Source organism: Geodermatophilus sp. SYSU D01180, from assembly GCF_054050415.1.
In genome coordinates this window covers 18,574-40,037 of the sequence record NZ_JBJGZH010000033.1, presented here as the reverse complement: position 1 = coordinate 40,037, position 21,464 = coordinate 18,574, and the positions used below count along the sequence as shown (strand labels likewise).

The 21,464-nt window shown below is 77.1% G+C and carries 22 protein-coding genes; 10 read left to right on the top strand and 12 right to left on the bottom strand.

Annotation, left to right across the window (positions count from 1 at the left end):
• Positions 1–52 precede the first annotated feature (52 nt).
• The 7 genes from ACI8AA_RS21370 to ACI8AA_RS21340 form a co-directional block, all read right to left on the bottom strand.
• Positions 53–712, bottom strand: coding sequence for a TetR/AcrR family transcriptional regulator (locus tag ACI8AA_RS21370; protein WP_457046379.1), 660 nt, complete (start codon positions 710–712; stop codon positions 53–55).
• A gap of 123 nt (positions 713–835) precedes the next feature.
• The gene (locus tag ACI8AA_RS21365) at positions 836–1,411 is read right to left on the bottom strand and encodes a DinB family protein (RefSeq protein WP_457046378.1); all 576 of its coding nucleotides are present in this window, start codon (positions 1,409–1,411) and stop codon (positions 836–838) included.
• A gap of 12 nt (positions 1,412–1,423) precedes the next feature.
• Positions 1,424–2,215 (bottom strand): TrmH family RNA methyltransferase, encoded by a 792-nt coding sequence (locus ACI8AA_RS21360; protein WP_457046377.1) that lies wholly within the window; start codon positions 2,213–2,215, stop codon positions 1,424–1,426.
• 220 nt (positions 2,216–2,435) lie between these two features.
• Positions 2,436–2,822 (bottom strand): 50S ribosomal protein L20, encoded by a 387-nt coding sequence (gene rplT / locus ACI8AA_RS21355; RefSeq protein WP_093579784.1) that lies wholly within the window; start codon positions 2,820–2,822, stop codon positions 2,436–2,438.
• A 35-nt stretch (positions 2,823–2,857) separates the two neighbouring features.
• On the bottom strand, positions 2,858–3,052 hold the full coding sequence (rpmI, locus tag ACI8AA_RS21350) for a 50S ribosomal protein L35 (protein ID WP_456930242.1): 195 nt from the start codon (positions 3,050–3,052) through the stop codon (positions 2,858–2,860).
• A gap of 102 nt (positions 3,053–3,154) precedes the next feature.
• Complete coding sequence (gene infC, locus ACI8AA_RS21345; protein WP_387987040.1) at positions 3,155–3,685, bottom strand: translation initiation factor IF-3; 531 nt, start codon at positions 3,683–3,685, stop codon at positions 3,155–3,157.
• A gap of 390 nt (positions 3,686–4,075) precedes the next feature.
• Positions 4,076–4,567, bottom strand: coding sequence for a PH domain-containing protein (locus ACI8AA_RS21340; RefSeq protein WP_457046376.1), 492 nt, complete (start codon positions 4,565–4,567; stop codon positions 4,076–4,078).
• Between the two features lie 53 nt (positions 4,568–4,620).
• Here ACI8AA_RS21340 and ACI8AA_RS21335 point away from each other — a divergent pair, with 53 nt between their 5' ends.
• The 4 genes from ACI8AA_RS21335 to ACI8AA_RS21320 all read left to right on the top strand — a co-directional run bounded on the left by ACI8AA_RS21335 (position 4,621) and on the right by ACI8AA_RS21320 (position 9,168).
• On the top strand, positions 4,621–5,685 hold the full coding sequence (locus ACI8AA_RS21335; RefSeq protein ID WP_457046375.1) for an MBL fold metallo-hydrolase: 1,065 nt from the start codon (positions 4,621–4,623) through the stop codon (positions 5,683–5,685).
• Between the two features lie 80 nt (positions 5,686–5,765).
• Positions 5,766–6,497 (top strand): GAF and ANTAR domain-containing protein, encoded by a 732-nt coding sequence (locus ACI8AA_RS21330; RefSeq protein WP_457046374.1) that lies wholly within the window; start codon positions 5,766–5,768, stop codon positions 6,495–6,497.
• Entirely contained in the window at positions 6,497–7,945 is a 1,449-nt protein-coding gene (locus tag ACI8AA_RS21325) for a PP2C family protein-serine/threonine phosphatase (protein ID WP_457046373.1), read from the top strand. The genes ACI8AA_RS21330 and ACI8AA_RS21325 overlap by 1 nt, the downstream gene beginning before the upstream one ends.
• A 77-nt stretch (positions 7,946–8,022) precedes the next feature.
• Positions 8,023–9,168, top strand: a complete 1,146-nt coding sequence (locus tag ACI8AA_RS21320; protein WP_457046372.1) for a uroporphyrinogen-III synthase — start codon at positions 8,023–8,025, stop codon at positions 9,166–9,168.
• A 39-nt stretch (positions 9,169–9,207) separates the two neighbouring features.
• Here ACI8AA_RS21320 and ACI8AA_RS21315 read toward each other — a convergent pair whose 3' ends face one another.
• Positions 9,208–10,593, bottom strand: a complete 1,386-nt coding sequence (locus tag ACI8AA_RS21315; RefSeq protein WP_457046371.1) for a nitrate/nitrite transporter — start codon at positions 10,591–10,593, stop codon at positions 9,208–9,210.
• A 148-nt stretch (positions 10,594–10,741) separates the two neighbouring features.
• On the opposite strand from ACI8AA_RS21315, the gene ACI8AA_RS21310 reads away from it, so the two are divergent.
• The 4 genes from ACI8AA_RS21310 to ACI8AA_RS21295 all read left to right on the top strand — a co-directional run bounded on the left by ACI8AA_RS21310 (position 10,742) and on the right by ACI8AA_RS21295 (position 14,085).
• Complete coding sequence (locus ACI8AA_RS21310) at positions 10,742–11,533, top strand: hypothetical protein (protein WP_457046370.1); 792 nt, start codon at positions 10,742–10,744, stop codon at positions 11,531–11,533.
• Between the two features lie 101 nt (positions 11,534–11,634).
• Positions 11,635–12,192: a SigE family RNA polymerase sigma factor gene (locus ACI8AA_RS21305; RefSeq protein WP_457046369.1), complete on the top strand. Its 558-nt coding sequence runs from the start codon at positions 11,635–11,637 to the stop codon at positions 12,190–12,192.
• Entirely contained in the window at positions 12,192–13,565 is a 1,374-nt protein-coding gene (locus ACI8AA_RS21300) for a hypothetical protein (protein WP_457046368.1), read from the top strand. Before ACI8AA_RS21305 ends, ACI8AA_RS21300 begins: the two co-directional genes overlap by 1 nt.
• Before the next feature lies 1 nt (position 13,566).
• On the top strand, positions 13,567–14,085 hold the full coding sequence (locus ACI8AA_RS21295) for a hypothetical protein (protein ID WP_457046367.1): 519 nt from the start codon (positions 13,567–13,569) through the stop codon (positions 14,083–14,085).
• Between the two features lie 4 nt (positions 14,086–14,089).
• Here the strand turns inward: ACI8AA_RS21295 and ACI8AA_RS21290 are convergent, their stop codons facing one another.
• Positions 14,090–14,878: an AraC family transcriptional regulator gene (locus ACI8AA_RS21290; protein WP_457046366.1), complete on the bottom strand. Its 789-nt coding sequence runs from the start codon at positions 14,876–14,878 to the stop codon at positions 14,090–14,092.
• A 50-nt stretch (positions 14,879–14,928) separates the two neighbouring features.
• Here ACI8AA_RS21290 and ACI8AA_RS21285 point away from each other — a divergent pair, with 50 nt between their 5' ends.
• Entirely contained in the window at positions 14,929–15,396 is a 468-nt protein-coding gene (locus ACI8AA_RS21285; RefSeq protein ID WP_457046365.1) for a DUF2000 family protein, read from the top strand.
• Positions 15,397–15,412: 16 nt separating this feature from the next.
• Entirely contained in the window at positions 15,413–15,868 is a 456-nt protein-coding gene (gene arr, locus ACI8AA_RS21280) for an NAD(+)--rifampin ADP-ribosyltransferase (protein ID WP_457046364.1), read from the top strand.
• A 65-nt stretch (positions 15,869–15,933) separates the two neighbouring features.
• Here the strand turns inward: arr and ACI8AA_RS21275 are convergent, their stop codons facing one another.
• Genes ACI8AA_RS21275 through ACI8AA_RS21265 form a run of 3 tightly spaced genes read right to left on the bottom strand, consistent with a single transcriptional unit; the run spans position 15,934 to position 21,385 of the window.
• Positions 15,934–16,278 carry a Rieske (2Fe-2S) protein gene (locus tag ACI8AA_RS21275; RefSeq protein WP_457046363.1) on the bottom strand — a complete coding sequence of 115 codons (345 nt, stop codon included), beginning with the start codon at positions 16,276–16,278 and terminating at the stop codon, positions 15,934–15,936.
• Positions 16,275–18,803 (bottom strand): nitrite reductase large subunit NirB, encoded by a 2,529-nt coding sequence (nirB, locus tag ACI8AA_RS21270; protein WP_457046362.1) that lies wholly within the window; start codon positions 18,801–18,803, stop codon positions 16,275–16,277. Before nirB ends, ACI8AA_RS21275 begins: the two co-directional genes overlap by 4 nt.
• Positions 18,803–21,385, bottom strand: coding sequence for a molybdopterin oxidoreductase family protein (locus ACI8AA_RS21265; RefSeq protein WP_457046361.1), 2,583 nt, complete (start codon positions 21,383–21,385; stop codon positions 18,803–18,805). The genes nirB and ACI8AA_RS21265 overlap by 1 nt, the downstream gene beginning before the upstream one ends.
• Positions 21,386–21,464 lie beyond the last annotated feature (79 nt).

Here is a 21,464-nt window from a genome sequence, read left to right as displayed (position 1 = left end):
CCCGGCACGGGGCGGGGACGGCGCACCGCCTGGGCGCCGGCGGGCGTCGGGTTCAGGCCGGCGGCAGCAGGCCGACCAGTCCCCCGGCGGCCAGCGCGGTCAGCTGCTCGACCAGCTCGGCGGCGGGCACCTCACGGGTGCCCGACCACCAGTGCGCGGCCAGCTGCACCATGCCGACGACGCCGTAGGCCCACGTCGTCACGGCGGCGGTGGGCCGGCCCGCGGCGGCCAGCCGCTCGCCGAGCAGCGCCGCCAGCGCGCCGGCGACCTCGCGCTCCGTGGCGGCGACCAGGTCCGGGCGCCCGGCCCGGCCGGCCGAGGCGTAGGCGAAGCGGTAGAGCTCCGGCTCGTCCTCGACCAGCAGCACGAACGCGGCGATGACCGCGCGCAGCCGCTCGACGTCGTCGCGGCGCTCGGCGGCCAGCTCCCCGAGCAGCCGCGGCAGCAGGATCGCCGAGGAGATCCGCTCGAGGACGGCGTCGACCAGCTCGTCCTTGTCGGTGAAGTAGCGGTAGATGACCGTCTTGGACACCCCGGCGGCGCGGGCGACGTCGTCCACGGCGAAGCCCGGGCCCGCCCTGCGGACCGCCTCGACGGCGGCGGCGACCAGCTCCTCCCGGCGGGCGCGGCGGTGCTCGGTCCAGCGGGCGCGCCGTCCGTCGGCAACCGCGGGCGGGTCGTCGTCGAGCCGTTGCCTGGGTCCCACGGTCACAGCTGCCCTCCCGCCACAGACACATCGGCCGCCCCGGGGACGCCGCACTCGTGCACCCTGCCGTCCGCGGCCCGTGGCGGGAAGGCATCGGCCCCCGGCCGGCACCGGCCGCGGCGCGCCGCCTCACCGGAACGGCGTGGCGGCCTCCTCGACCATCGCGACGTAGGCGGCCCGGTCGGCGTCGCCGTCGCGGGTGAGGTTGTCGTTGTCCCGCCGCAGGCCGGCCGCGCCGTCGAGGCCCTCGCGCAGCACGTCGGCGTGCCCGGCGTGGCGGGCGACCTCGGCCAGCACGTGCACCAGCAGCGTGTGCAGCGTGGGGTGCCGCCGCTCCTCGGGCCACCACGGCACCTCGCCGGTGGCGTCCAGCGGCAGTGCGGCGACGGTGGCGTCGGCGTGCGCGGTGGCGCGGGCGTAGAGCGCCAGGACGTCCGCGCGGGACTCGTCGGGGCGCACCCACAGGTCGTCGTCGCCGGCGTCCGGGTCGTCCCAGACCATCGGCTCGGGGAACGGCCGGCCCAGGACGTTGCCGAGGTAGCCGGCCTCCACGCAGGCCAGGTGCTTGACCAGGCCGAGCAGGTTGGTGCCGGTGGCCGTCAGCGGGCGGCGGACGTCGTACTCGGACAGCCCCTCGAGCTTCCACAGCAGCGCCTCGCGGGCGGTGGTGAGGTGGCGCAGCAGCACGGCCTTCGCGTCGTCCACGCGGGCAGCCTCTCAGCCCTGGGCGAGCTGGGTCGCGTAGAGGCAGATGGCCGCGGCGGCGGCCAGGTTGAGGCTCTCGGCGCGGCCGCGCATCGGGATCCGCACCCGGGCGTCGGCGGCCGCGGCCAGCTCCGGCGGCACGCCGCGCGCCTCGTTGCCGAACAGCCACAGCACCGGCCCGGCGAGGGCCTCCCCGAGCTCGTCGAGCGCGGCCTCGCCCCCGCCGTCGGCGGCCAGGACCGTGACCCCGCGGGCCCGCAGGCCGGCGACCAGCGGCTCCAGCGGCGCGCCCCGGACGACGTCGAGGTGGAACAGGCTGCCGGCGCTGGACCGGACGGCCTTGCCCCCGTAGGGGTCGGCCGACCCGGCGCCGAAGATCACCGCGCCGGCGCCGCAGGCGTCGGCGGTGCGCAGCACGGTGCCGGCGTTGCCGGGGTCGGCCAGGCCGGCCAGGCCGACGGCGAGCGCCGGCGGGTCGGCGGTCAGGGCCCCGGCGGGCAGGTCGCGCAGCGCGCAGACGGCGACCAGGCCCTGCGGCGTCACGGTCTCGGACAGGCCCGCCGCCGCCTTCTCGGTGACCAGCCGGACGGGGGCGGTCGTGCCGGCGAGCAGGTCGTGGTGCGCGGCGGCCGCGGCCTCGGTGGCGAACACCTCGCGGACGTCGTCCGGCGCGGTCGCCAGCGCCTCGGACACCGCCTGGCGGCCCTCGGCGAGGAAGGCGCCCGCGGCGTCGCGGCCGGCGCGCCGGGTCAGCTTGCGCGCGGCGGCGACCCGCCCGGACCGCTCGGTCAGCAGCTCGCTCACGTCGTCCCCTCTCGTCGAGATCGGCGGTCTCGTGGCCATCGGGCGCTCATGGCCACGAGACCGCCGGTCTCGCGCGGCGCACGGGCCCCCACACGCGCCGACGCCGCCGGCGCCGGCCCTGGTGGGCCGGTCACCGACGGCGTCGAGCTCTTGCTGGAACCGCCCTCCTGCGGGGTCCCGCCGCGAGCCTGCGAGGGGCGGGGGGCAGGAGGGCCGTTCGTCAGGCGGCCTGCTCGCCGCCGGCCGGGGCCGCGGCGACGGCGGCCCGGGCGGTCTCCACCAGGGCGGCGAAGGCGGCCGGCTCGTTGACCGCGAGCTCGGCGAGCACGCGGCGGTCGAGCTCGATGCCGGCCAGCTTCAGGCCCTGCATGAACCGGTTGTAGGTCATGTCGTTCTGCCGCGCCGCGGCGTTGATGCGGGTGATCCACAGCTTGCGGAAGTCACCCTTGCGCACCTTGCGGTCGCGGTAGTTGTAGGTGGCCGAGTGGAGGATCTGCTCCTTGGCCTTGCGGTACAGGCGCGAACGCTGACCGCGGTACCCGCTGGCGGCCTCGAGGGTCGTCCGGCGCTTCTTCTGGGCGTTGACCGCCCGCTTCACGCGTGCCACGTGAGAACTCCTTGCTGGTTACGGGAGGCGGGGGCTCAGATGCCCAGCAGCTTCTTGATGGTCTTGGTGTCGGCCGGGGACATGACCTGGTCCTTCTCCAGCCGGCGCTTGCGCCGCGAGCTCTTGTGCTCGAACTTGTGCTGGTTGTTGGCCTGCTCGCGCATGATCTTGCCGGTGCCCGTGACGCGCACCCGCTTCGCGGTGCCCTTGTGGGTCTTCTGCTTCGGCATGTCCTCGTCGTCCTGTTCGTGGGTGTCGGCGCCGCCCGGCAGCACGGGGCTGCCGAGACGACGCCGGCCGTCTCGGTGGTGCGGTCCTGCTGTGCGACCGGGTCAGGCCGTCGGGGTCTGCCCCTCGGCGGCCCGGTCGGCCTTGGCCTGACGGCGGGCGCCGTCGGTCGCGGCCTGGTTCCGGTGCGGGGCGATCACCATGACCATGTTGCGGCCGTCCTGCTTGGGGTTGGACTCGACGACGCCCAGCTCGGAGACGTCGCCGGCCAGCCGCTGCAGCAGGCGGTAGCCCATCTCGGGCCGCGACTGCTCGCGACCGCGGAACATCACGGTGATCTTGACCTTGTCGCCCGCCTTGAGGAAGCGCTCGACGTGGCCCTTCTTGGTCTCGTAGTCGTGCGGGTCGATCTTCAGGCGCAGCCGCATCTCCTTGATGACGGTGAGCGCCTGGTTCCGCCGGGCCTCGCGGGCCTTCTGGGCGGACTCGTACTTGAACTTCCCGTAGTCCATCAGCTTGACGACCGGCGGCCGGGCCATCGGCGCGACCTCGACGAGGTCGAGCTCGGAGTCCTGCGCCAGGCGCAGCGCCTCGCCGATCGGCACGATGCCGACCTGCTCGCCCTCCGGGCCCACCAGGCGGACCTCGGGGACGCGGATACGGTCGTTGATACGGGGCTCGGTGATGGCCTCTCCTCTGCTCTGTCACACGGGAGGAGGTCGCGCCCACCCGGGCACCGGAGACGGCGAGGGCCCCGTGAGCGGTGCTCACAGGGCCCGTCTCGCCGGTGCGGCACCGGCCCGTCGCCGGGCCGGGCTCGTCGCGGGATCCCGGCCGGGGCAGGCCGGATTCCCGCGAACCGGGGACCTGGGCGCCTCGTCGGCGCCAGGTGGGAGCGGGCTCCTCTTGGTCAGCGGCCCGGGGCGGGGCCGCTGGAGTGGTTCACGCGCCTCGTGTAGCGGGGAGGCACGCCCATGCTACAGCGTCGCGGACACCCGCGTTGTTCCCGGTGCCGCGGACCGCGCTCACTCGTGCAGCAGCGGGCCGTGCGCCGGCGCGGGGCGGGCGGCCACGTCGGCGGCCAGCAGCGCCCGCAGCCCCTCGACGGCGGTGGCCGCGCGCTCGCCGTCGACCGCCTGCAGCGCCGTCATCGCCATCGCGTCGCCGTTGGCGAGCTCCAGCGTGGCCACCCAGGCCCGGCGGTCGAACCGGACGCCGCGCACCGCCGCCCAGGGCAGCGTCCGCTGCCCGAGCAGGTTGCGCACCCGGATGCCCGAGGCGTCGGCGTCGACCCGCGGCCGGCCCAGCAGCAGGATGCCCGCGCCGACGAACAGCCCGATCCCGGCGATGGCCACGCGGTCGGCGGCGTCGAAGGGGTTGAGCTCGTCCGAGGGGTGGGTGACGAGCGCGGTGACGACCATGACGACGGCGACCGTGGCGGCGAGCAGCGTGCAGACCACCCGCATGAGCAGGGGGACGGCGGAGATCCGGGGAGGGGTGGCGGGCGGCGTCGGCACGCCCCCATGGTCCCAGCCCGGCGCGCGCGGCCGGGCTGGCAGAGTGCCGGGCCGTGGACGCGAGCGGCGTGGAGGTGACCGGCGAGGCGCAGCGCGCCGCGTGGCGCGAGCGGTCGGTGCCCGCCGTCGAGCGGGTGCGGCCGGGCCTGTGGTCGGTGCCGGTGCCGATGGGCGGCCCGCTGCGCTGGGTCAACGCCCACGTGCTGGAGTTGGCCGGCGGCGGGCTGGGGCTGGTCGACACCGGCTGGGACGCCGACGACAGCTGGGCGGCGCTGTGCGCCGGGCTGGCCGGGATCGGCGCCGGCGTCGCCGACGTGCGCGGCGTGCTGGTCACCCACATGCACATGGACCACGTGGGCCTGGCCGGCCGGGTGCGGGAGGCCTCGGGCGCGTGGGTGGCGATGCACCCGGCCGACGCCCGCGACCTGACCGTCTTCACCGCCCGCTCCCCCGAGGAGTCCACCGAGGTCGAGGTCGCCTTCCTCGTCGGGCTCGGCGCCCCCGAGCCGGACGCGCGCGCGGACGCCGGGACGCCGGAGGAGCGCGCGCGGTGGCGGCGGCTGGCGCTGCCCGACCGGCTGCTCGAGGACGGCGACCGCGCGGACCTGCCCGGCTGGTCGCTGCGCGCCGTGCACACGCCCGGGCACACCGCCGGGCACCTGTGCTTCGCCGACGAGGCCACCGGCCTGTTCTTCGCCGGCGACCACGTCCTCCCCCGCATCAGCCCGAACGTCTCGACGCACGCCGGCGGCGCCGCCGACCCGCTGCGCGACTACCTGTCCTCGTTGGAGCGGGTCGCCGGGGAGGAGGCCGACGAGGTCCTGCCCGGCCACGAGTGGCGCTTCCGCGGCCTGGCCGGGCGGGCCCGCGAGCTGCGCGCGCACCACGAGCGCCGGCTGGCCGAGCTGCTGGCCGCGGTCCGGGCGCACCCGGCGAGCACCCCGTGGGACCTGGCCGCGCACCTGACGTGGTCGCGGCCCTGGTCGCAGTACGAGCGGCGGATGCGGATCTTCGCCGTCACCGAGACCGACGCGCACCTGCGGCTGCTGGTCAGCCGCGGGCTGGTCGCCGGCGACGGCGCACGGGTACCGCGCTACACGGCGGCGCCGCTGCGGTGATCCGGCACTAGCCTGGGTGTCCGCAGGCCGCGGCACCTCGAGAACCCGGGGCGCCCACGGCCGGTCCCCGCGAGGTGCCCGTGTCCCAGGACGCCACCCGTTCGCTCCCCCTGGCCGACGAGCTGTCGGTCGTCTCCGCCCGCGTGGCGGGGCTGCTGCTGTCCGAGGAGACCGTCGCCACCGCGCTGGGCCTGGTCGGCTCGCTGGTCCTGCAGACCGTCCCGGCGGCGGCCGGCGCGGGCGTCTCGATCGTCGACCGCGGCGGCCGGCGGTCGTCGGGCTCGACCGACCCGCTGGTCGAGCGCGCCGACGCGCTGCAGTACGAGCTCGACGAGGGGCCGTGCCTGGCCGCGGCCGCCGGCCGGACGCTGGTGCGCGCCGACGACCTGCGCTCCGACCCCCGCTGGCCGCGCTGGGCGACGGCGGCCACCGAGCTCGGCCTGCTGTCCACCGTGAGCGCCCCGCTGGTGGCCGGGGACCGCGCCGTCGGCGCGCTCAAGGTCTACGGCACCGCGCCCGGCGTCTTCACCGACCGCGACGCCGAGGTGCTCACCCTGTCCGCGGCGCAGGCGGCGCTGCTGGTCACGCACGTCACCGCGCGGGAGCAGGCGCGGCGGGCGAGCGAGGACCTGCGGCTGGCGGTGGCCACCCGCGACGTCGTCAGCACCGCCAAGGGCGTGCTCATGGCCCGGCACGGCGTCGGCGAGGAGACCGCGCTGGCCATGCTGCTGTCCCGCTCCGGGGGCGACGCCGGGACGCTGCGGCAGGCGGCCCGGGCGATCGTCGACTCCGCCGTCCGCCGGCTGCGCTGATGCCCGCGGCCGACGGCCCCGCCACGGACCCGCGAGCCTCGCTGCGGGCCGCGCTGCGGCACGCCGACCTCACGCTCGAGCAGCTGTGGCTGCGGTACTTCGAGCTCGGGGGCAACGCCGACCTGTTCGACGTCGAGGCGTACCTGGACGGGCTGGCGCACCTGTCCGACGTCGACGGCGACCTGCTGGCCGTCGCGGTCAACGAGCGTCTCGACGAGCTGTCCGCGGCCCGCCGGGTGCCCTACTCCCGGGCGCTGCGCCCGCCGCGGCCCACCACCGGGCCGCTGGCGGCGCTGCTGCAGCTGCTCGAGGCCGCCCGCGCCGCCCCGCCGGACCGGCTGCCGCAGCTCGCCGCGCAGGCCGGGCGGGTGCTCGGCGTCGACGTCGCCGTGCACGTCGTCGACCACGAGCAGCGCCGGCTGGTGCCGCTGTCCGGCGGCGGCCGGCCGGCGGGCGAGCCGATCGCCGTCGACGGCACGCTGGCCGGGCGGGTGTTCCGGTACGGGCAGCCGCTGCCGTCGGAGGCCGGCGGCGTGCCGCGGCTGTGGGTGCCGATGCTCGACGGCGCGGACCGGGTCGGCGTCCTCGAGGTGCGGGTGGAGACGGTCCGGGACCTCGAGGACCCCGGCCTGCGCGAGCAGTGCTGGTGGCTGGCCTCGATGGTCGCCCACCTGGTCACCTCGATGGGCGTCTACGGCGACGTGCTGGAGCGCAGCCGGCGCGGCCTGCCGCGGACGCCGTCGGCCGAGCTGGTCTGGCAGCAGCTGCCGCCGCTGACCGCCGCGACCGACGCCTTCGTCCTGGCCGGCCTGCTCGAGCCGAGCTCCGAGGTCGGCGGCGACGCGTTCGACTACGCCCTCGCCGAGGACGAGGTGTGGATGACCGTCCTCGACGCCATGGGGCACGGCCTCGGCGCCGGGCTGATGAGCGCCGCCACGCTGGCCACCGCCCGCAGCGCGCGCCGGGCCGGCCGCGGCATCCGCGAGCAGGTCTGCGCCGTCGACCAGGTCATCGCCGAGAGCTTCCCCAGCAGCGCCTTCGTCACCGGGGTGCTCGTCCACCTCGACGTCACCTCCGGCCGGCTGCGCTACGTCCGCGCCGGGCACCCGCCGCCGCTGCTGCTGCGGCGCGGGCGGGTGGTCAAGGAGCTCAGCGCGGGCGGGCGGGTGCCCTTCGGCCTCGGGACGGCGGAGTTCGAGGTCGCCGAGGAGGTGCTCGAGCCCGGGGACTCGCTGGTGCTCTACACCGACGGCGTCACCGAGGCGCGTGACGCCGCGGGGCGGTGGTTCGGCGAGCAGCGGCTGGTCGAGTTCCTGACCCGGGCGGCGGCGGCCGGCCAGCCGCCGCCGGAGACGGTCCGCCGGCTGGTGCGCGCGGTGCTCGACCACCAGGGCGGGGTGCTGCAGGACGACGCCAGCATCCTCATCGCCTCGTGGGCCACCCGCTGACCGGTCGCACCCCCGCGGCCGGCCGGCGGTGCAGGGGCCGTCACACGACCGCAACGCCCACCGGCCACCATGGACCGGTGACCTCCTCCCCCGACGCCCCGGCGCGCGCGACCGGCCCGGAGCTCGACGCGGGCCCCGCGCCGCTGGCCGGGTACACCGTGGCGGTCACCGCCGCGCGGCGGCGGGAGGAGCTCGGCGCGCTGCTCGACCGCCGCGGCGCCCGGGTGGTCTACGCCCCGGCGATCCGGATCGTGCCGCTGGCCGACGACGCCGAGCTGGTCGCCGCCACCGAGGGGGTGCTCGCCGCGCCGGTGGACCTGGTGGTCGCGACGACGGGCGTGGGGTTCCGCGGGTGGCTGGAGGCCGCCGAGGCGTGGGACCTGCCGCTCGTCGGGCACCTGCGCGGCGCCCGGGTGCTGGCCCGCGGGCCCAAGGCGCGCGGCGCCATCCGCGGCGGCGGGCTGGTCGACGCGTGGTCGCCGGCGTCGGAGTCCTCGGCCGAGGTGCTCGAGCACCTGCTGTCCGGCGCCGAGGGCCCGCTGGAGGGACGCCGGGTCGCCGTCCAGCTGCACGGCGACCCGCTGCCGGACTTCGTCGACGCGCTGCGCGCCACCGGCGCCGAGGTGCTGACCGTGCCGGTCTACCGGTGGGTGCTGCCCGAGGACGTCGCGCCGCTGCGCCGGCTGGTCGGGACGATCGCCGCGCGCGCGGTCGACGCGGTGACGTTCACCAGCGCGCCGGCCGCGGCCAGCCTGCTGTCGGTGGCCACCGAGCTCGGCCGGCGGGAGGAGCTGGTGGCCGCGCTGACCGGCGGGGTGCTGCCGGTCGCCGTCGGCCCGGTCACCGCCGGCCCGCTGACCGCCGCGGGGATCCCGACGCTGCAGCCCGAGCGCTCCCGGCTGGGCGCGCTGGCCCGCGAGGTCGTGGCCCGGCTGCCCGAGCGGGACCCGGTGCTGCGGGTCGGGGACGCCGCGCTGCAGGTCCGCGGGCACGCCGCCGTCCTCGACGGCCGCCTGGTCGAGCTGCCGCCGGGACCGATGGCGGTGCTGCGGGCGCTGGCGGCCCGTCCCGGCGCCGTCGTCGCCAAGCCCGACCTGGTGCGCGGGCTGCCCGGCGGCGGCGACGGGCACGCCGTGGAGATGGCGGTGACCCGGCTGCGCGCCGCGCTCGGGCCGGGCGTCGTCGAGACCGTCGTCAAGCGCGGTTACCGCCTGGCGGTGTGAGTCCCCGTGGACGTCCGCGGACGTGCACGGGGACCGCGCTCACACCCCGGCCGCGCGGGCGGTCGGCCGCAGGTACACCGCCCAGGTGACGACGACGCAGACCGCGTAGAAGGCGATGAACACGAGGTAGGCGGCGTCGCCGCTGCCGGTGGTCAGGAACGACTGGCGGAACGCCAGGTTCACCAGCACGCCGCCGGACGCGCCGACGGCGCCGGCGATGCCGATGAGCGCCCCGGACGTCCGCAGCGCCTGCCGGTCGGCGGCGGCCGGGTCGGCGCCGGCGGCCACCCGCTGCTGCGCCCGGGTGCGGGCGATCGCCGGGATCATCTTGTACGTCGAGCCGTTGCCGACGCCGCTGAGCACGAACAGCAGCACGAACCCGACGACGAACAGCGGCAGCGACCCCACCTGGCTCGCGGTGAACACGACCGCGGCGCCGACCGCCATCGCGACGAAGTTCCAGGCGGTGATGCGCGCGCCGCCGTACCGGTCGGCCAGCGAGCCGCCGAGCGGGCGGACCAGGCTGCCGAGCAGCGGACCCAGCCAGGTCAGCGACGCGGCCGCCAGCGGGGTGGCGAAGTCCGCGGCGAACTGGTTCTGCAGCACCTGCCCGAAGGCGAACCCGAAGCCGATGAACGAGCCGAAGGTGCCGATGTAGAGGAAGGACATGACGTAGGTGTGCGGCTCGCGGGCCGCCTCGCGCAGGGCCCGCGGCTGGTTGCGCGCCGTCGTCAGGTTGTCCATGAGCAGGGCCGCGCCGACGGCGGCGACGACGATCAGCGGGACGTAGACGAGCAGCACGATCCGCGGGTGCTCGACGCCGGCCGTGGCGAGCACGAGCAGGCCGACGAGCTGGATGACCGGGACGCCGAGGTTGCCGCCGCCGGCGTTGAGGCCCAGCGCCCAGCCCTTGAGCCGGTCGGGGTAGAAGGCGTTGATGTTGGCCATGGAGCTGGCGAAGTTGCCGCCGCCGACGCCGGCCAGGCAGGAGACGACCAGCAGGGTCGTGTAGGAGACGCCGGGCTCGAGGACGGCGGCGGTGGCGAGGGTCGGGACCAGCAGCAGGGCGGCGCTGACGATCGTCCAGTTGCGGCCGCCGAACGTGGCGACGGCGAAGGTGTAGGGCAGCCGGACGGCGGCGCCGAGCGCGGTGGGCAGCGTGGTGAGCAGGAACTTGCCGGCCGGGTCGATGCCGAAGACCGGCTCGGGCAGGAACAGCACGACGACCGACCACAGGCTCCAGATCGAGAAGCCGACGTGCTCGGAGAACACCGAGAAGAACAGGTTGCGGCGGGCGACCCGCCGGCCGGTGGTCTCCCAGAACTGCGGGTCCTCGGGGCGCCAGTCGTCGATCCAGCGCCCACCGCGCGGCGGGCTCGGCGGCGCGGGGGCAGTGGGTGGCGCGGTGCGCGTGGGGGCGGCCATGGAGCCGAAGCGTCGCGGGCCGCGGTTTCCCCGCCGTCGCCGTCGGGCTGACCGTGTGTTCCGTTGTGCTCACCGGCCCTGCCCCCCTGTGGTGAGGGCCCGGCCGCCGGGCCGACACGGGGCGCCCGGCTCGGCCATGATCGACGGCGTGGCGGAGTACACGGAGGCGGCACCGGGACGCGCGCTCGTGGAGTCCGGGGAACTGGTCGCCGGGACGATGGCGCGCACGGCGGCGGGGCTGGTGTTCGACGACGGCTCGACGAAGGTGCGCCTGGACGGCGGGCTGGCCGCGTGGCTGCGGCGCACCGCGACCGCGGCCGACGCCGACCCGCCCGCGCCGGTGTCCTCCCGCGCCCGCTGCCGCGCCGGCGCCGCGCTGGCCTTCGCCGCCGAGCTGTCGGTGACCCGCGCCGCCCAGGGCCGCGCCGTCCGCACCGACGGCTTCCTCGCCCCCGGCCCCGGTGACCGCGCGCCCGCCGACGAGGTGGCCGAGGCCGTCGTGCTCGCCGCCCGCGGCGTCACCGAGGAGTGGCGGGTGCGCCACCTCGGCTACCTGCTCGCCGAGGCCGCGGTCTCCCCCGACCTCGACGCCGCCGTGGTGTTCCGCGGGCTGCGGCTGGCCACGGAGCTCACCGGCCGGCAGTGGGTGCTGCTGGCCGCGGTCGGCCGGCGCGAGCGCACCCCGCTGCCGATGACGCCGGTGCCGCAGGACCCGCGCGGCTGGACGGCGTGGGGCGCGCTCGACGACCTCACCGACCTGCAGCGCCGCGGCCTGCTGGACCCGCCGCCCGCGACCCCGCGTCCCGGCGGCGCGGCGCTGCCCCGGCTGCGCCCGGCCGACCTGCGGCTGACCCGCCGCGGCGTGCTCGTGCACCGGCTGCTCGCGCTGGACTTCGTGCGTGACGCGACGGTCGCCGCCGCCCTCGCCGAGCTGGCCTGACCCCCACTCGCGGATCGTGATGGTCCCGTGACCTGCGGCTGTGGGTCTCCGGCCCGGCCCGCCGCGTGGGAGGGGTGACGGCGGACCGCGGGAGGGCACGGGTGGAGCAGCACGGCGTCGGGGACACGTCCCTCGGGGACACGTCCGTCGAGGGCACGTCCGTCGAGGGCACGTCCTTCGAGGGCTTCGTGTCCCGCCAGCAGGCCGGGCTGCTGCGCCTGGCCGTGCTGCTGGCCGGGGACCGCGGGCACGCCGAGGACCTGGTCCAGACCGCGCTGCTCAAGACCTACCGGCACTGGGACCGGGTCACCCGCGGCGGCGACCCGACCGCCTACGTCCGCCGGGTGGTCGTCACCACCCACACCAGCTGGCGGCGCCGGCTCGCGAGCACCGAGCAGGTGGTCGAGACGCTGCCCGACCGCGCCGACCCGGCGCAGCCGCGCGAGGACGACGAGGAGCTGCGCGCCGCGCTGCGCTCGCTGCCGCCGCGGATGCGCGCCGCCGTCGTCCTGCGCTACTACGCCGACCTCTCCGAGCAGCAGGCCGCCGAGGCGATGGGCTGCTCGGCCAGCGCGGTGAACACCCACACCACCCGGGGGCTGGCCCGCCTGCGCGCGCTGCTGGCGCCGCCGGTCCTCGTGAGCGGGGAGGACTCCTGATGGACGACCTGACCGACCGGCTGACCCGGCTGGCCGAGCACACCGCTCCCCCGCCACGGGAGGACCTGGCCCGGGCCGTGGTGACCCGGCACCGGGCGCGGCGCCGGCAGACCATCGGGCTCACCGCGGTGGCCGCGGCGGTGGCGGCCGTGGTGGTCGCCGTCCCGGTCGCGCTGCGGGAGCCGGGCGACGAGGCGGTGCCCGCGGTCGGCGTGGCCGCGCCCGGCCCGGTCGCCGCCTCCGCCGACGTCCTCACCGGCCCGGCCCGCGGCTCGCTGGCCGGCGACGCCGCGTTCCTCGAGGCCGTGCGGGCGCTGCCGTGGACCGACAGCCCGGGCGACCACGCCCCCGACTCCCCGCCGGAGGCCCGCCGCGTCGTCTACGCCGGGGACGCCGCCGGCCGGCGGTGGGTGCTGGTCGCCGGCGAGGACCCGGCGATGGCCGCGAACCGCCCCGCCGACCCCGCCGACCCCACGGCCGCCGGCACGCTGGCCGCCGTCTGGTTCACCGGCCCGGAGGGCGCGGCCCCGGAGCAGCTGCAGCGGGCCGGGTCGGTGTCCGGCCTCGCCGCCGGGCGGCCGGTGGCGCTGTCGGACGCGAGCACCGGCGCCCTGCTCGTGGTCGCCGCGCCCGGGGACGTCGTCGAGGTGTCCCGGCGCCCGGAGGTGGCCGCCGACGGCACGGTGGGCCGCGACTTCGTCCCGGTCGACGCGCCCGACGGCGTCGCCGCGCTGGCGCTGGACCCGGCGACCGGCTCCTACGACGAGGCGCTGCGCTACCGGGTGGCCCGCGGCGGCGCGACGGTCGTCACCGCGATGCCGATGGCCTGGCGGCCGGAGGACCCGGCGCGGCCCAGCCCGGCGCTCGGGGTGGGCACGGACCCCGTCCTGGCCGGGGCGGTCGACCACGTCTTCGTGGTCACGGGGCTGCGGCCGGAGGAGGTCACCCTCGACGTCGTCTGGTCCGGGAGCCTGCCGGGCGGGGATGCCCCAGGGACGCTGCGGCTGCTCGCCGCGACCCTGCCCTCGGGCGCGGTCTACCTGGAGGCGACGCTCACCGAGAGCGCGGGGACCGGTGCCGCCGCGAGCACGTGGTGCGCCACCGACCTGCTGCCCGCCGGCGCACCGGTGACCGGCCGCGGGTTCGTGCTGCGGTGCCCCGAGGACGACGGCGCGGTGCTGGTCGGGCCGCCGGGTGCGGCGACCGCGCGGGTGGACGGCGCGGACGTGCCGCTGCGGGACCGGGTCGCCGCCGTGCCGGGCGACGCCGCCGAGGTCCTGTACCTGGCGGCCGACGGCACCGCGCTGGCCCCCGCCGAGGAGCTCGGCTTCGACGGCCTCGAGCGGCTCGCCGCGACCCACGGCTGGGACTGACGTGACCACCGAGCCCGCCTCCGTCGTCGCCGCCCGGCAGCCGGCCGAGGAGGCGCGGGACCGCCGGACCGCCCCGCGCCGGCCGCGGCGGCCGGTCCCCTCGGGACGGGTCCTGCTCGCGGCCGGGCTGGCGGCCGGCTGCGCGGCCGGCTCCGGCGGCCCGGGCGAGGTCGTCTGCCCGGCGATCGGGTGGGTCAACGCGGTGCGGGTGCAGCTCACCGGCGACTGGCCGGGGCCGGCGCCGGCGTCGGTGCGGGTGGTCTGCGAGCCCTCGTGCGGGCAGGTCGTCCGCCCGGACCGGGACCCCGAGTCGCGGCGCGAGGTCACCGCGCCGCTGACCGGGACGACGGCCGGCGTGCCGACGGAGACGGAGACGCCGGACGCCGCGACCGTCACCGTGCTCGCGGCCGACGGCGGCACGCTCGCCGAGGTCGGCGCCGACCTGGACTGGGTGCGGGTCGGCGGCAGCGAGGAGTGCGGCGGGCCGATGGCGGCCACCGTCGTCGTCCCGGCCCCCTGAGCGGTCAGGCCGGGCGGGCGTAGGCGGCGGGCGTCGTCGCCAGCATCCGGCGGAAGTGCCGGGTCAGGTGCGCCTGGTCGAAGAAGCCGACCGCCGTCGCCACCTCCGCCGGGGGCAGCCCGTCGAGCAGCAGCCGCCGGGCGCGGTCGACCCGCCGGCCGGTCAGGTACCGGTGCGGCGGCAGCCCGTGCCGGCGGGTGAACGCGCGGACCAGGTGCGTCGGGTGCACGCCCCACCGGGCCGCCGTCGCCTCCAGGGACACCCCGTCGGGAAGCCGGGCGTCGAGCAGGTCGCGCAGCCGGTCGGCGAGCGGGTCGTCCCGCACGGACGGGGCCGCGACGACGGCGCGGTCGAGGTGCCGGCGCAGCCGCTCGAGCACGAACGCCAGCCGGCTCTCCGCCTCCAGTGCCTCGGGGTGCGGGGCGAGCGCGGCGTGCAGCCGGGAGACGCGGTCGCGCAGCACGGGGTCGGCGTAGGCGGGGTGGTCGACGGCGGTGCCGACGCGCTGCTCGCCCAGGGTCGCCGGCTCCAGGTAGAGCACCCGCTTGCGGAAGCCGCCGGGGGACTGCGACCGCCCGTCGTGCGGCACGCCGGGCGGCAGCAGGGTGACCGCGGCCGGGGAGGCGCCGTGCGCGTGCCGGTCCAGGTCGTAACGGACGGCGCCGTCGTCCACGAGCAGCAGCGTCCAGGCGTCGTGGGTGTGCGGCGGGTAGACGTGGTCGGTGAACCGGGCGTGGAGCACCTCGGTCAGGCCCGGGACCGGAGGCCGCCAGGCGACCACCTCGGCCGTCACGTCAGGAACGTACAAGAGCGGGACCACCGGCCGGGGCGACGCTGCGGGGCATGGAGACGCTGCCCCTCGGGGAGACGGTGGACGTCGAGGAGACCGGTGACGCCGGCCCGCCGTGGCCCACCAAGATCGCCGTCCTGCTGCGGGAGGGCCTGCTGCCGTGGCAGGAGCTCAACGTGACCGCGTTCCTGGCGAGCGCGGTCGCCGCCGCGGTGCCGGAGCTGGTCGGCCGGCCCTACGAGGACGCCGACGGCACCCGGTACCTCGCGATGTTCCGCCAGCCGGTGCTGGTCCTCACCGGGCCCGGGGAGCTGCTCGCCCGGGCCCGGACGCGGGCGCTCGAGCGGGGACTGCCGACCTCGCTGTTCACCGCGGACCTGTTCGCCACCGGCGGCGACGCCGAGAACCGGGCCGCGGTCCGCGCGGTCGCCGGCGCCGACCTCGACCTGGTCGGGATCGCCGTGCACGGACCGCGCAACGCCGTCGACAAGGTCACGAAGGGCGCCCGCATGCACCCGTGAGGGCATCATCGCCGGGATGGAGCAGCCGCCGCGCGTCCCCGTCACCTCCGAGAACTGCGGGGACGTCCCCGGGCCCTTCTTCCACGGGACGCGGGCGACGCTCGCCGTCGGCGACGAGCTGGTCCCCGGCCGCGGCTCGAACTTCCAGGCCGGCCGGGTGATGGACCACGTGTACTTCACGGCGCTGGTCGACACCGCCGCCTGGGGAGCGGAGCTGGCGACGGCGCTGGCCGGGGACGGGCACCGGGGACACGTCTACGTCGTGGAGCCGCTGGGCCCCTTCGAGGACGACCCGAACGTCACCGACAAGCGGTTCCCCGGCAACCCCACCCGGTCCTACCGGACGCGTTCCCCGCTGCGCGTCATCGGCGAGGTGGCGGACTGGGAGGGGCACGCCCCCGAGGTGGTGGAGGGGATGCTCGCCTCCCTGGCGCGGCTGCGCGAGCAGGGCCTCGACGTCATCGAGGACTGAGCGGTGCGTGCACGCAGCGCGACCCGGAGGACCCCGGGACCGCGCTGCGTGCACACCCGGCGGGGTCAGACGTCGACGACGAGCATCCCGTCCACCTCGCGGACCGGGTAGACGCGCACCGGGCCGACGTCGCCGCCGGTCGAGGCGCCGTCGGCCCACCGGAACCCGTACAGGTGCAGCGGGCAGACGAGCACGTCCGGGTCGGTCTGCCCGTCGGCGAGCGGGCCGCCGGCGTGCGGGCAGGCCGCCTGGGTGGCGTGCAGCGACCCGTCGCGCAGCCGGAAGACGGCGACCTGGGCGTCCCCGGCGACGAACGCCCGCCCCTCCCCCGGCGGCACGTCCCCGGCGAGGCCGACCGTGTACGCCCGGACGCCGGCGGGAGCGGCCGGCCGGGTGTCGACGACGCTCACCGGACCGGCACCTGCGGCAGCGCGACCAGCGGCAGCGCGGGCCGGAACTGCCCGGGCGTGGCCGGCTCGGGACCGTCCTGCCCCCACGGGTCGGTGTAGGCGTCGACCGAGCGCTGCAGGCCGGCGTCGAGGTCGGCGCCGATCCCGTCGGCGTCGTCGACGACCACCGCCCGGACCCGCTCCAGCCCGACCCGCGGCACGAAGTCGTAGGTCCGCTCCAGCCAGTTGGCGTTCTCCCGGTAGTACTGCACGAACCGGCCGACCAGCGTCATGACCGCCTCCGGGGAGTCGACGGTGGCCAGCAGGTCGCCCTTGCGCACCGTGGCCCCGGCGGCCCCGCCGACGTACACCTCCCAGCGGCCGCTCCCGACCGCGACGACGCCGACGTCCTTCACGTACGCCTCGGCGCAGTTCCGCGGGCAGCCGACGACGGCCATCTTGATCTTCGCGGGGCTCTCGATGCCCTGCAGCCGGGTCTCCAGGTCGATGCCGAGCTGCGTGGAGTCCCCGAGGCCGAATCGGCAGAAGTCGCTGCCCACGCAGGTCTTCACCGTGCGCATGCTCTTGCCGTAGGCGTACCCGGACGGCATGCCCAGGTCGGCCCACATCGCCGGCAGGTCCTCCTTGCGGACCCCGAGCAGGTCGATCCGCTGCCCGCCGGTCACCTTGACCATCGGCACCTCGTACTTCTCGGCGACGTCGGCGATGCGGCGCAGCTGGGCCGGCGTCGTCACCCCGCCCTTCATCTGCGGGACGACGGAGAAGGTGCCGTCGCGCTGGATGTTGGCGTGCACCCGGTCGTTGACGAACTCGGCGTCCTTCTCCCGGACGAAGTCGCTGCCCCACACCGTCTTGAGCAGCGAGGTCAGGCCCATCTTCGAGCGGGCGTCCTCCTTGCCGCCGGGGGCGAGCGCCGCGAAGACGGCCGAGACGCTGCGCAGGTCCCGCTCGCGGATCGCGGCCACGAGGTCGGGCTTGGCCAGCGGGACGCCCGGCACGTAGTACGAGGCGGCCGGGTCCTCGGCGACGTCGCCGTCGGCGGCCCACTCCACCACCTGCCTCACCAGCGCCTTGCACGAGCCGCAGCCCTTGCCGGCGCGGGTGCGGTCCATGACCGCCCCGACGCTGCCGCAGCCGTCGGCGACCGCCCCGCAGATCGCGCCCTTGGTCACGCCGTTGCAGTTGCAGACCTGGGAGTCGGCCGGCATCTCCGCGACGCCGACCTCCTCCGCACCGTCGGAGAGGTCGACCAGCAGCCGGATGCGCTCCGCGGGCAGCGCGCTGCCGCGGTCGAACGCCTGGGTGAGGTAGGCGACCTTGCGGGTGTCGCCGAGCAGCGTGGCGCCGACCAGCCGGTCGTCGCGGACGACGACGGACAGGTGCACGCCGCGCCGGGGCTCGGAGATCACGAGGAGCTCGTCGGAGTCGCGCTCGGGGGTGCTCACGCCCATCGTGGCGACGTCGACCCCGGCGACCTTGAGCTTGGTCGCCGTCCGGCTGCCGTGGTACTCGGCGTCCGGGTCGGTGCCGGTGAGCACGTCGGCGAGCACCCGCGCGTGCTCCCAGGCGGGGGCGACCAGCCCGTAGACCGAGCCGCGGTGCTGCGCGCACTCGCCGATGGCGTAGACGTCGGGGTCGTCGGTGCGCAGCTGGTCGTCGACGACGATGCCGCGCTCCACCTCCAGCCCCGAGCGGACGGCGACGTCGGTGTGCGGGCGGACGCCGGCGGCGACGACGAGCAGGTCGCAGTCGATCCGCCGGCCGTCCTTCAGCCGCACGCCCTCGACGGCGTCGTCGCCGAGCACCTCGGTGGCCAGCACGTCGAGGTGGACGGTGATGCCGAGCGACGCGACGCTGCGCTCGAGGACGGCGCCGGCCTCCCGGGAGAGCTGGGCGTTCATCAGCCACGGCATCGCGTGCACGAGGTCGACCTCGAGGCCGTGGCCCTGCAGCGCGCGGGCGGCCTCCAGCCCGAGCAGCCCGCCGCCCATGACCACCGCCTTCCGGCAGCGGCCGGTGGCGGCGAGCATCGCGCGGGTCTCGTCGATGGTGCGGAAGCCGTACACGCCGGGCAGCAGGCTGCCGTCGTCGCGCCGGACGCCGGTCATCGGCGGGACGAAGCTGTAGCTGCCGGTGGCCAGCACCAGGTGGTCGTAGGCGGTGCTGGTCCCGTCGGCGGCGTAGACGACCTTGGCGGCGGTGTCGACCCGCTCCACCCGGACGCCGGCGCGCAGCGTGACGCCGTTGTCGGCGTACCAGTCGTGGCTGTTGAGGACGATGTCGTCCTCGGACGTCTCCCCGGCCAGGACCGGGCTGAGCAGGATCCGGTTGTAGTTGCCGTGCGGCTCGTCGCCGAACACGGTGATCCGGAACTGCTCGCCGCCGCCGCGCTCGAGCACCTCCTCGACGAACCGGGCGCCGGCCATGCCGTTGCCGACGACGACCAGCCGCGCGCGGGCGTCGAGGTCGTCGTCCAGCGCGATCGTGGTCAGTCCCTCGGGGCGACCGCCCAGGACCGTCGTCATCAGACCTCCACCAGGCCCAGGTCGACGACGAGGTCGCCGGTGACGCCCTCGGGCGCGGCGGCGTGCAGCTCGACGACGCAGCCGCCGGGCAGGTCCTCGACCACCCGCAGCGGCACGTGCACGTCGCCCTTGGCGCCGATCGGGAACCACCGCACCGGCTCCCCGTCGCGCAGCAGCAGCACGTAGACCAGCTCGCCGGTGGAGTTGCCGCCGCGGAAGTACAGCGCCTGCGCGGTGGCGCCGGCGGGCACCTGGTAGCGCAGCGCCGGGTCGACCGGGCCGGGTTTCGCCAGCCCCTCCCCGGTCAGCGGGAAGACGCCTTGCAGGAATCTCGGGGTGCTCTTCACGCCGGGGGTCCTCCTCCGGGTCGGGGGCCGTGGTACGGGCGGGACGGGGCGGGTGTGCGGCCGCGGCGCGGGCTGGGTCGCGGCGTCGGGGGCGAGCGGCCGCTCGGCGGGGCCGCCGACGCGGGTGACGGCGACCGCGCACGCCTTGAAGGCGGGCATCCGGCTGACCGGGTCGAGCGCGGGGTCGGTGAGCGCGTTGGCGCTGGACCCGCCGCCCCAGTGGAAGGGCACGAAGACTGTGTCCGGGCGGATGGCGTCGGTGACCGTGGCGGTGAAGCGGGCGCGGCCGCGGCGGGTGGCCAGCTCGACGACGTCGTCGTGCGCGATCCCCAGCCGGCGGGCGAGGTCGGGGTGCAGCTCCGCCCGCGGGGCCGGGGCGACCAGCTGCAGGCTGCGCGTGCGCCGGGTCTGGGTGCCCGACTGGTAGTGGGCGAGCACCCGGCCGGTGGTGAGCACGTACGGGTACTCGGCGTCGGGCTGCTCGCGCGCGCCGGTGTGGTGCACCGGCACGAACCGGGCGCGGCCGTCAGGGGTGGCGAACCGCTCGGTGAACAGCCGCGGCGTGCCGGGATGCGCCGGGTCTGGACAGGGCCAGAACACGCCCTGCTCGGCGTCGATGCGGTCGTAGGTGATGCCCGAGTAGTCGGCCGCTCCCCCGGCGCTGGCCCGGCCGAGCTCGGCGAAGACGGTCTCCGGGTCGGCGGAGAAGCCGCGCGCGCCCAGCCGCTCCGCCAGCTCGGCGAGCAGTGCCAGGTCGTCGCGGACGCCCTCGGGCGGGTCGAGCGCGCGCCGCCGGCGGATGACCCGGCCCTCGAGGTTGGTCATCGTCCCGGACTCCTCGGCCCACATCGCGCTGGGCAGCACGACGTCGGCCAGCTCGGCGGTCTCGGAGAGGAAGAAGTCGCTGACGGCGAGGAAGTCCAGGTCGCCGAGCCGGCTGACCACCCGGCGGGCGTCGGGCGCGGAGACGGCGACGTTGGAGGCGAGCACGAGCAGGGTGCGCACGCCGCCGTCGGTGCCGAGCGCGTCGAGCAGCTCGAAGGCGCTGCGGCCGGGCACCGGCAGGTCGTCGGGGTCGACGCCCCAGACGGCGGCGACGTGCGCGCGGTCGGCCGGGTCGGCGAGCCTGCGGTAGCCGGGCAGCTGGTCGGCCTTCTGCCCGTGCTCGCGGCCGCCCTGCCCGTTGCCCTGGCCGGTGAGGGTGCCCCAGCCGCTGCCGGGCCGGCCGGGCAGCCCGAGGGCGAGCGCCAGGTTGAGCCACGCGGTCGCGGTGTCGGTGCCCGCGCTGTGCTGCTCGACGCCGCGCGCGGTGAGCACCATCGCCCGCTCCGCCCGGGCGAGCGCGGTCACGGTGCGCCGCTGCTGCTCCACCGGCACGCCGGTGAGCCGCTCGACCCGGTCGGGCCAGTAGCTGCGCACCGCGGCGCGCACCGCGTCGAAGCCGGTGGTGCGCGCGGCCACGTACGCCTCGTCGACCAGCCCCTCGGCGATCGCCACGTGCAGCAGCCCGTTGGCGAGCGCCAGGTCGGTGCCGGGCAGCGGCTGCAGGTGCAACCCGGGGCGGCGGGCGGTCGCCGTCCGGCGGGGGTCGACGACGACGTGCAGCGCGCCGCGCTCGCGGCCGGCGTCCAGGTGCTGCATCGCCGGCGGCATGGTGTCGGCCGGGTTGCTGCCCACCAGGACCACGACCTCGGCGTCGGCGACGTCGGCCAGCGGGAACGGCAGCCCGCGGTCGACACCGAACGCGCGGGTGGCCGCGGCGACCGCCGAGGACATGCAGAAGCGCCCGTTGTAGTCGATGGCGCTGGTGCGCAGCGCCACCCGGGCGAACTTGCCGAGCTGGTAGGCCTGCTCGTTGGTCAGCGACCCGCCGCCGAAGCAGCCGACGGCGTCGCGGCCGTACCGGGCCTGGGTGCGCCCGATCGCGGCGACGACGCGGTCGAGCGCCTCGTCCCAGGTGGACTCGACCAGCGGGCTGGTGCGGTCGCCGGGCACCGCGCGGACCAGCGGGCGGGTCAGCCGCTCGGGGTGGTCGAGCAGCTCGGTCGCCGACCAGCCCTTGCTGCACAGCCCGCCCCGGTTGGTCGGGAAGTCGAGGGGTACGAGCGTCGCGGGACGATCGCCGGCGGTGACCGCCGTGCCGCACTGCAGCGAGCAGTAGGGACAGTGCGTCGCGGTGGTCCGCGTGCGGGGGCCGGCCGGTGCGGCGGCGCCGGACGGGAGGGCTGCGGACACGGCTCCGAGCGTCGGGTGCGGCGGTTTCCCCGCGGCCACGACGACGTCAAGGCTGCGTTCCGGAGACCTCACGGGCGGG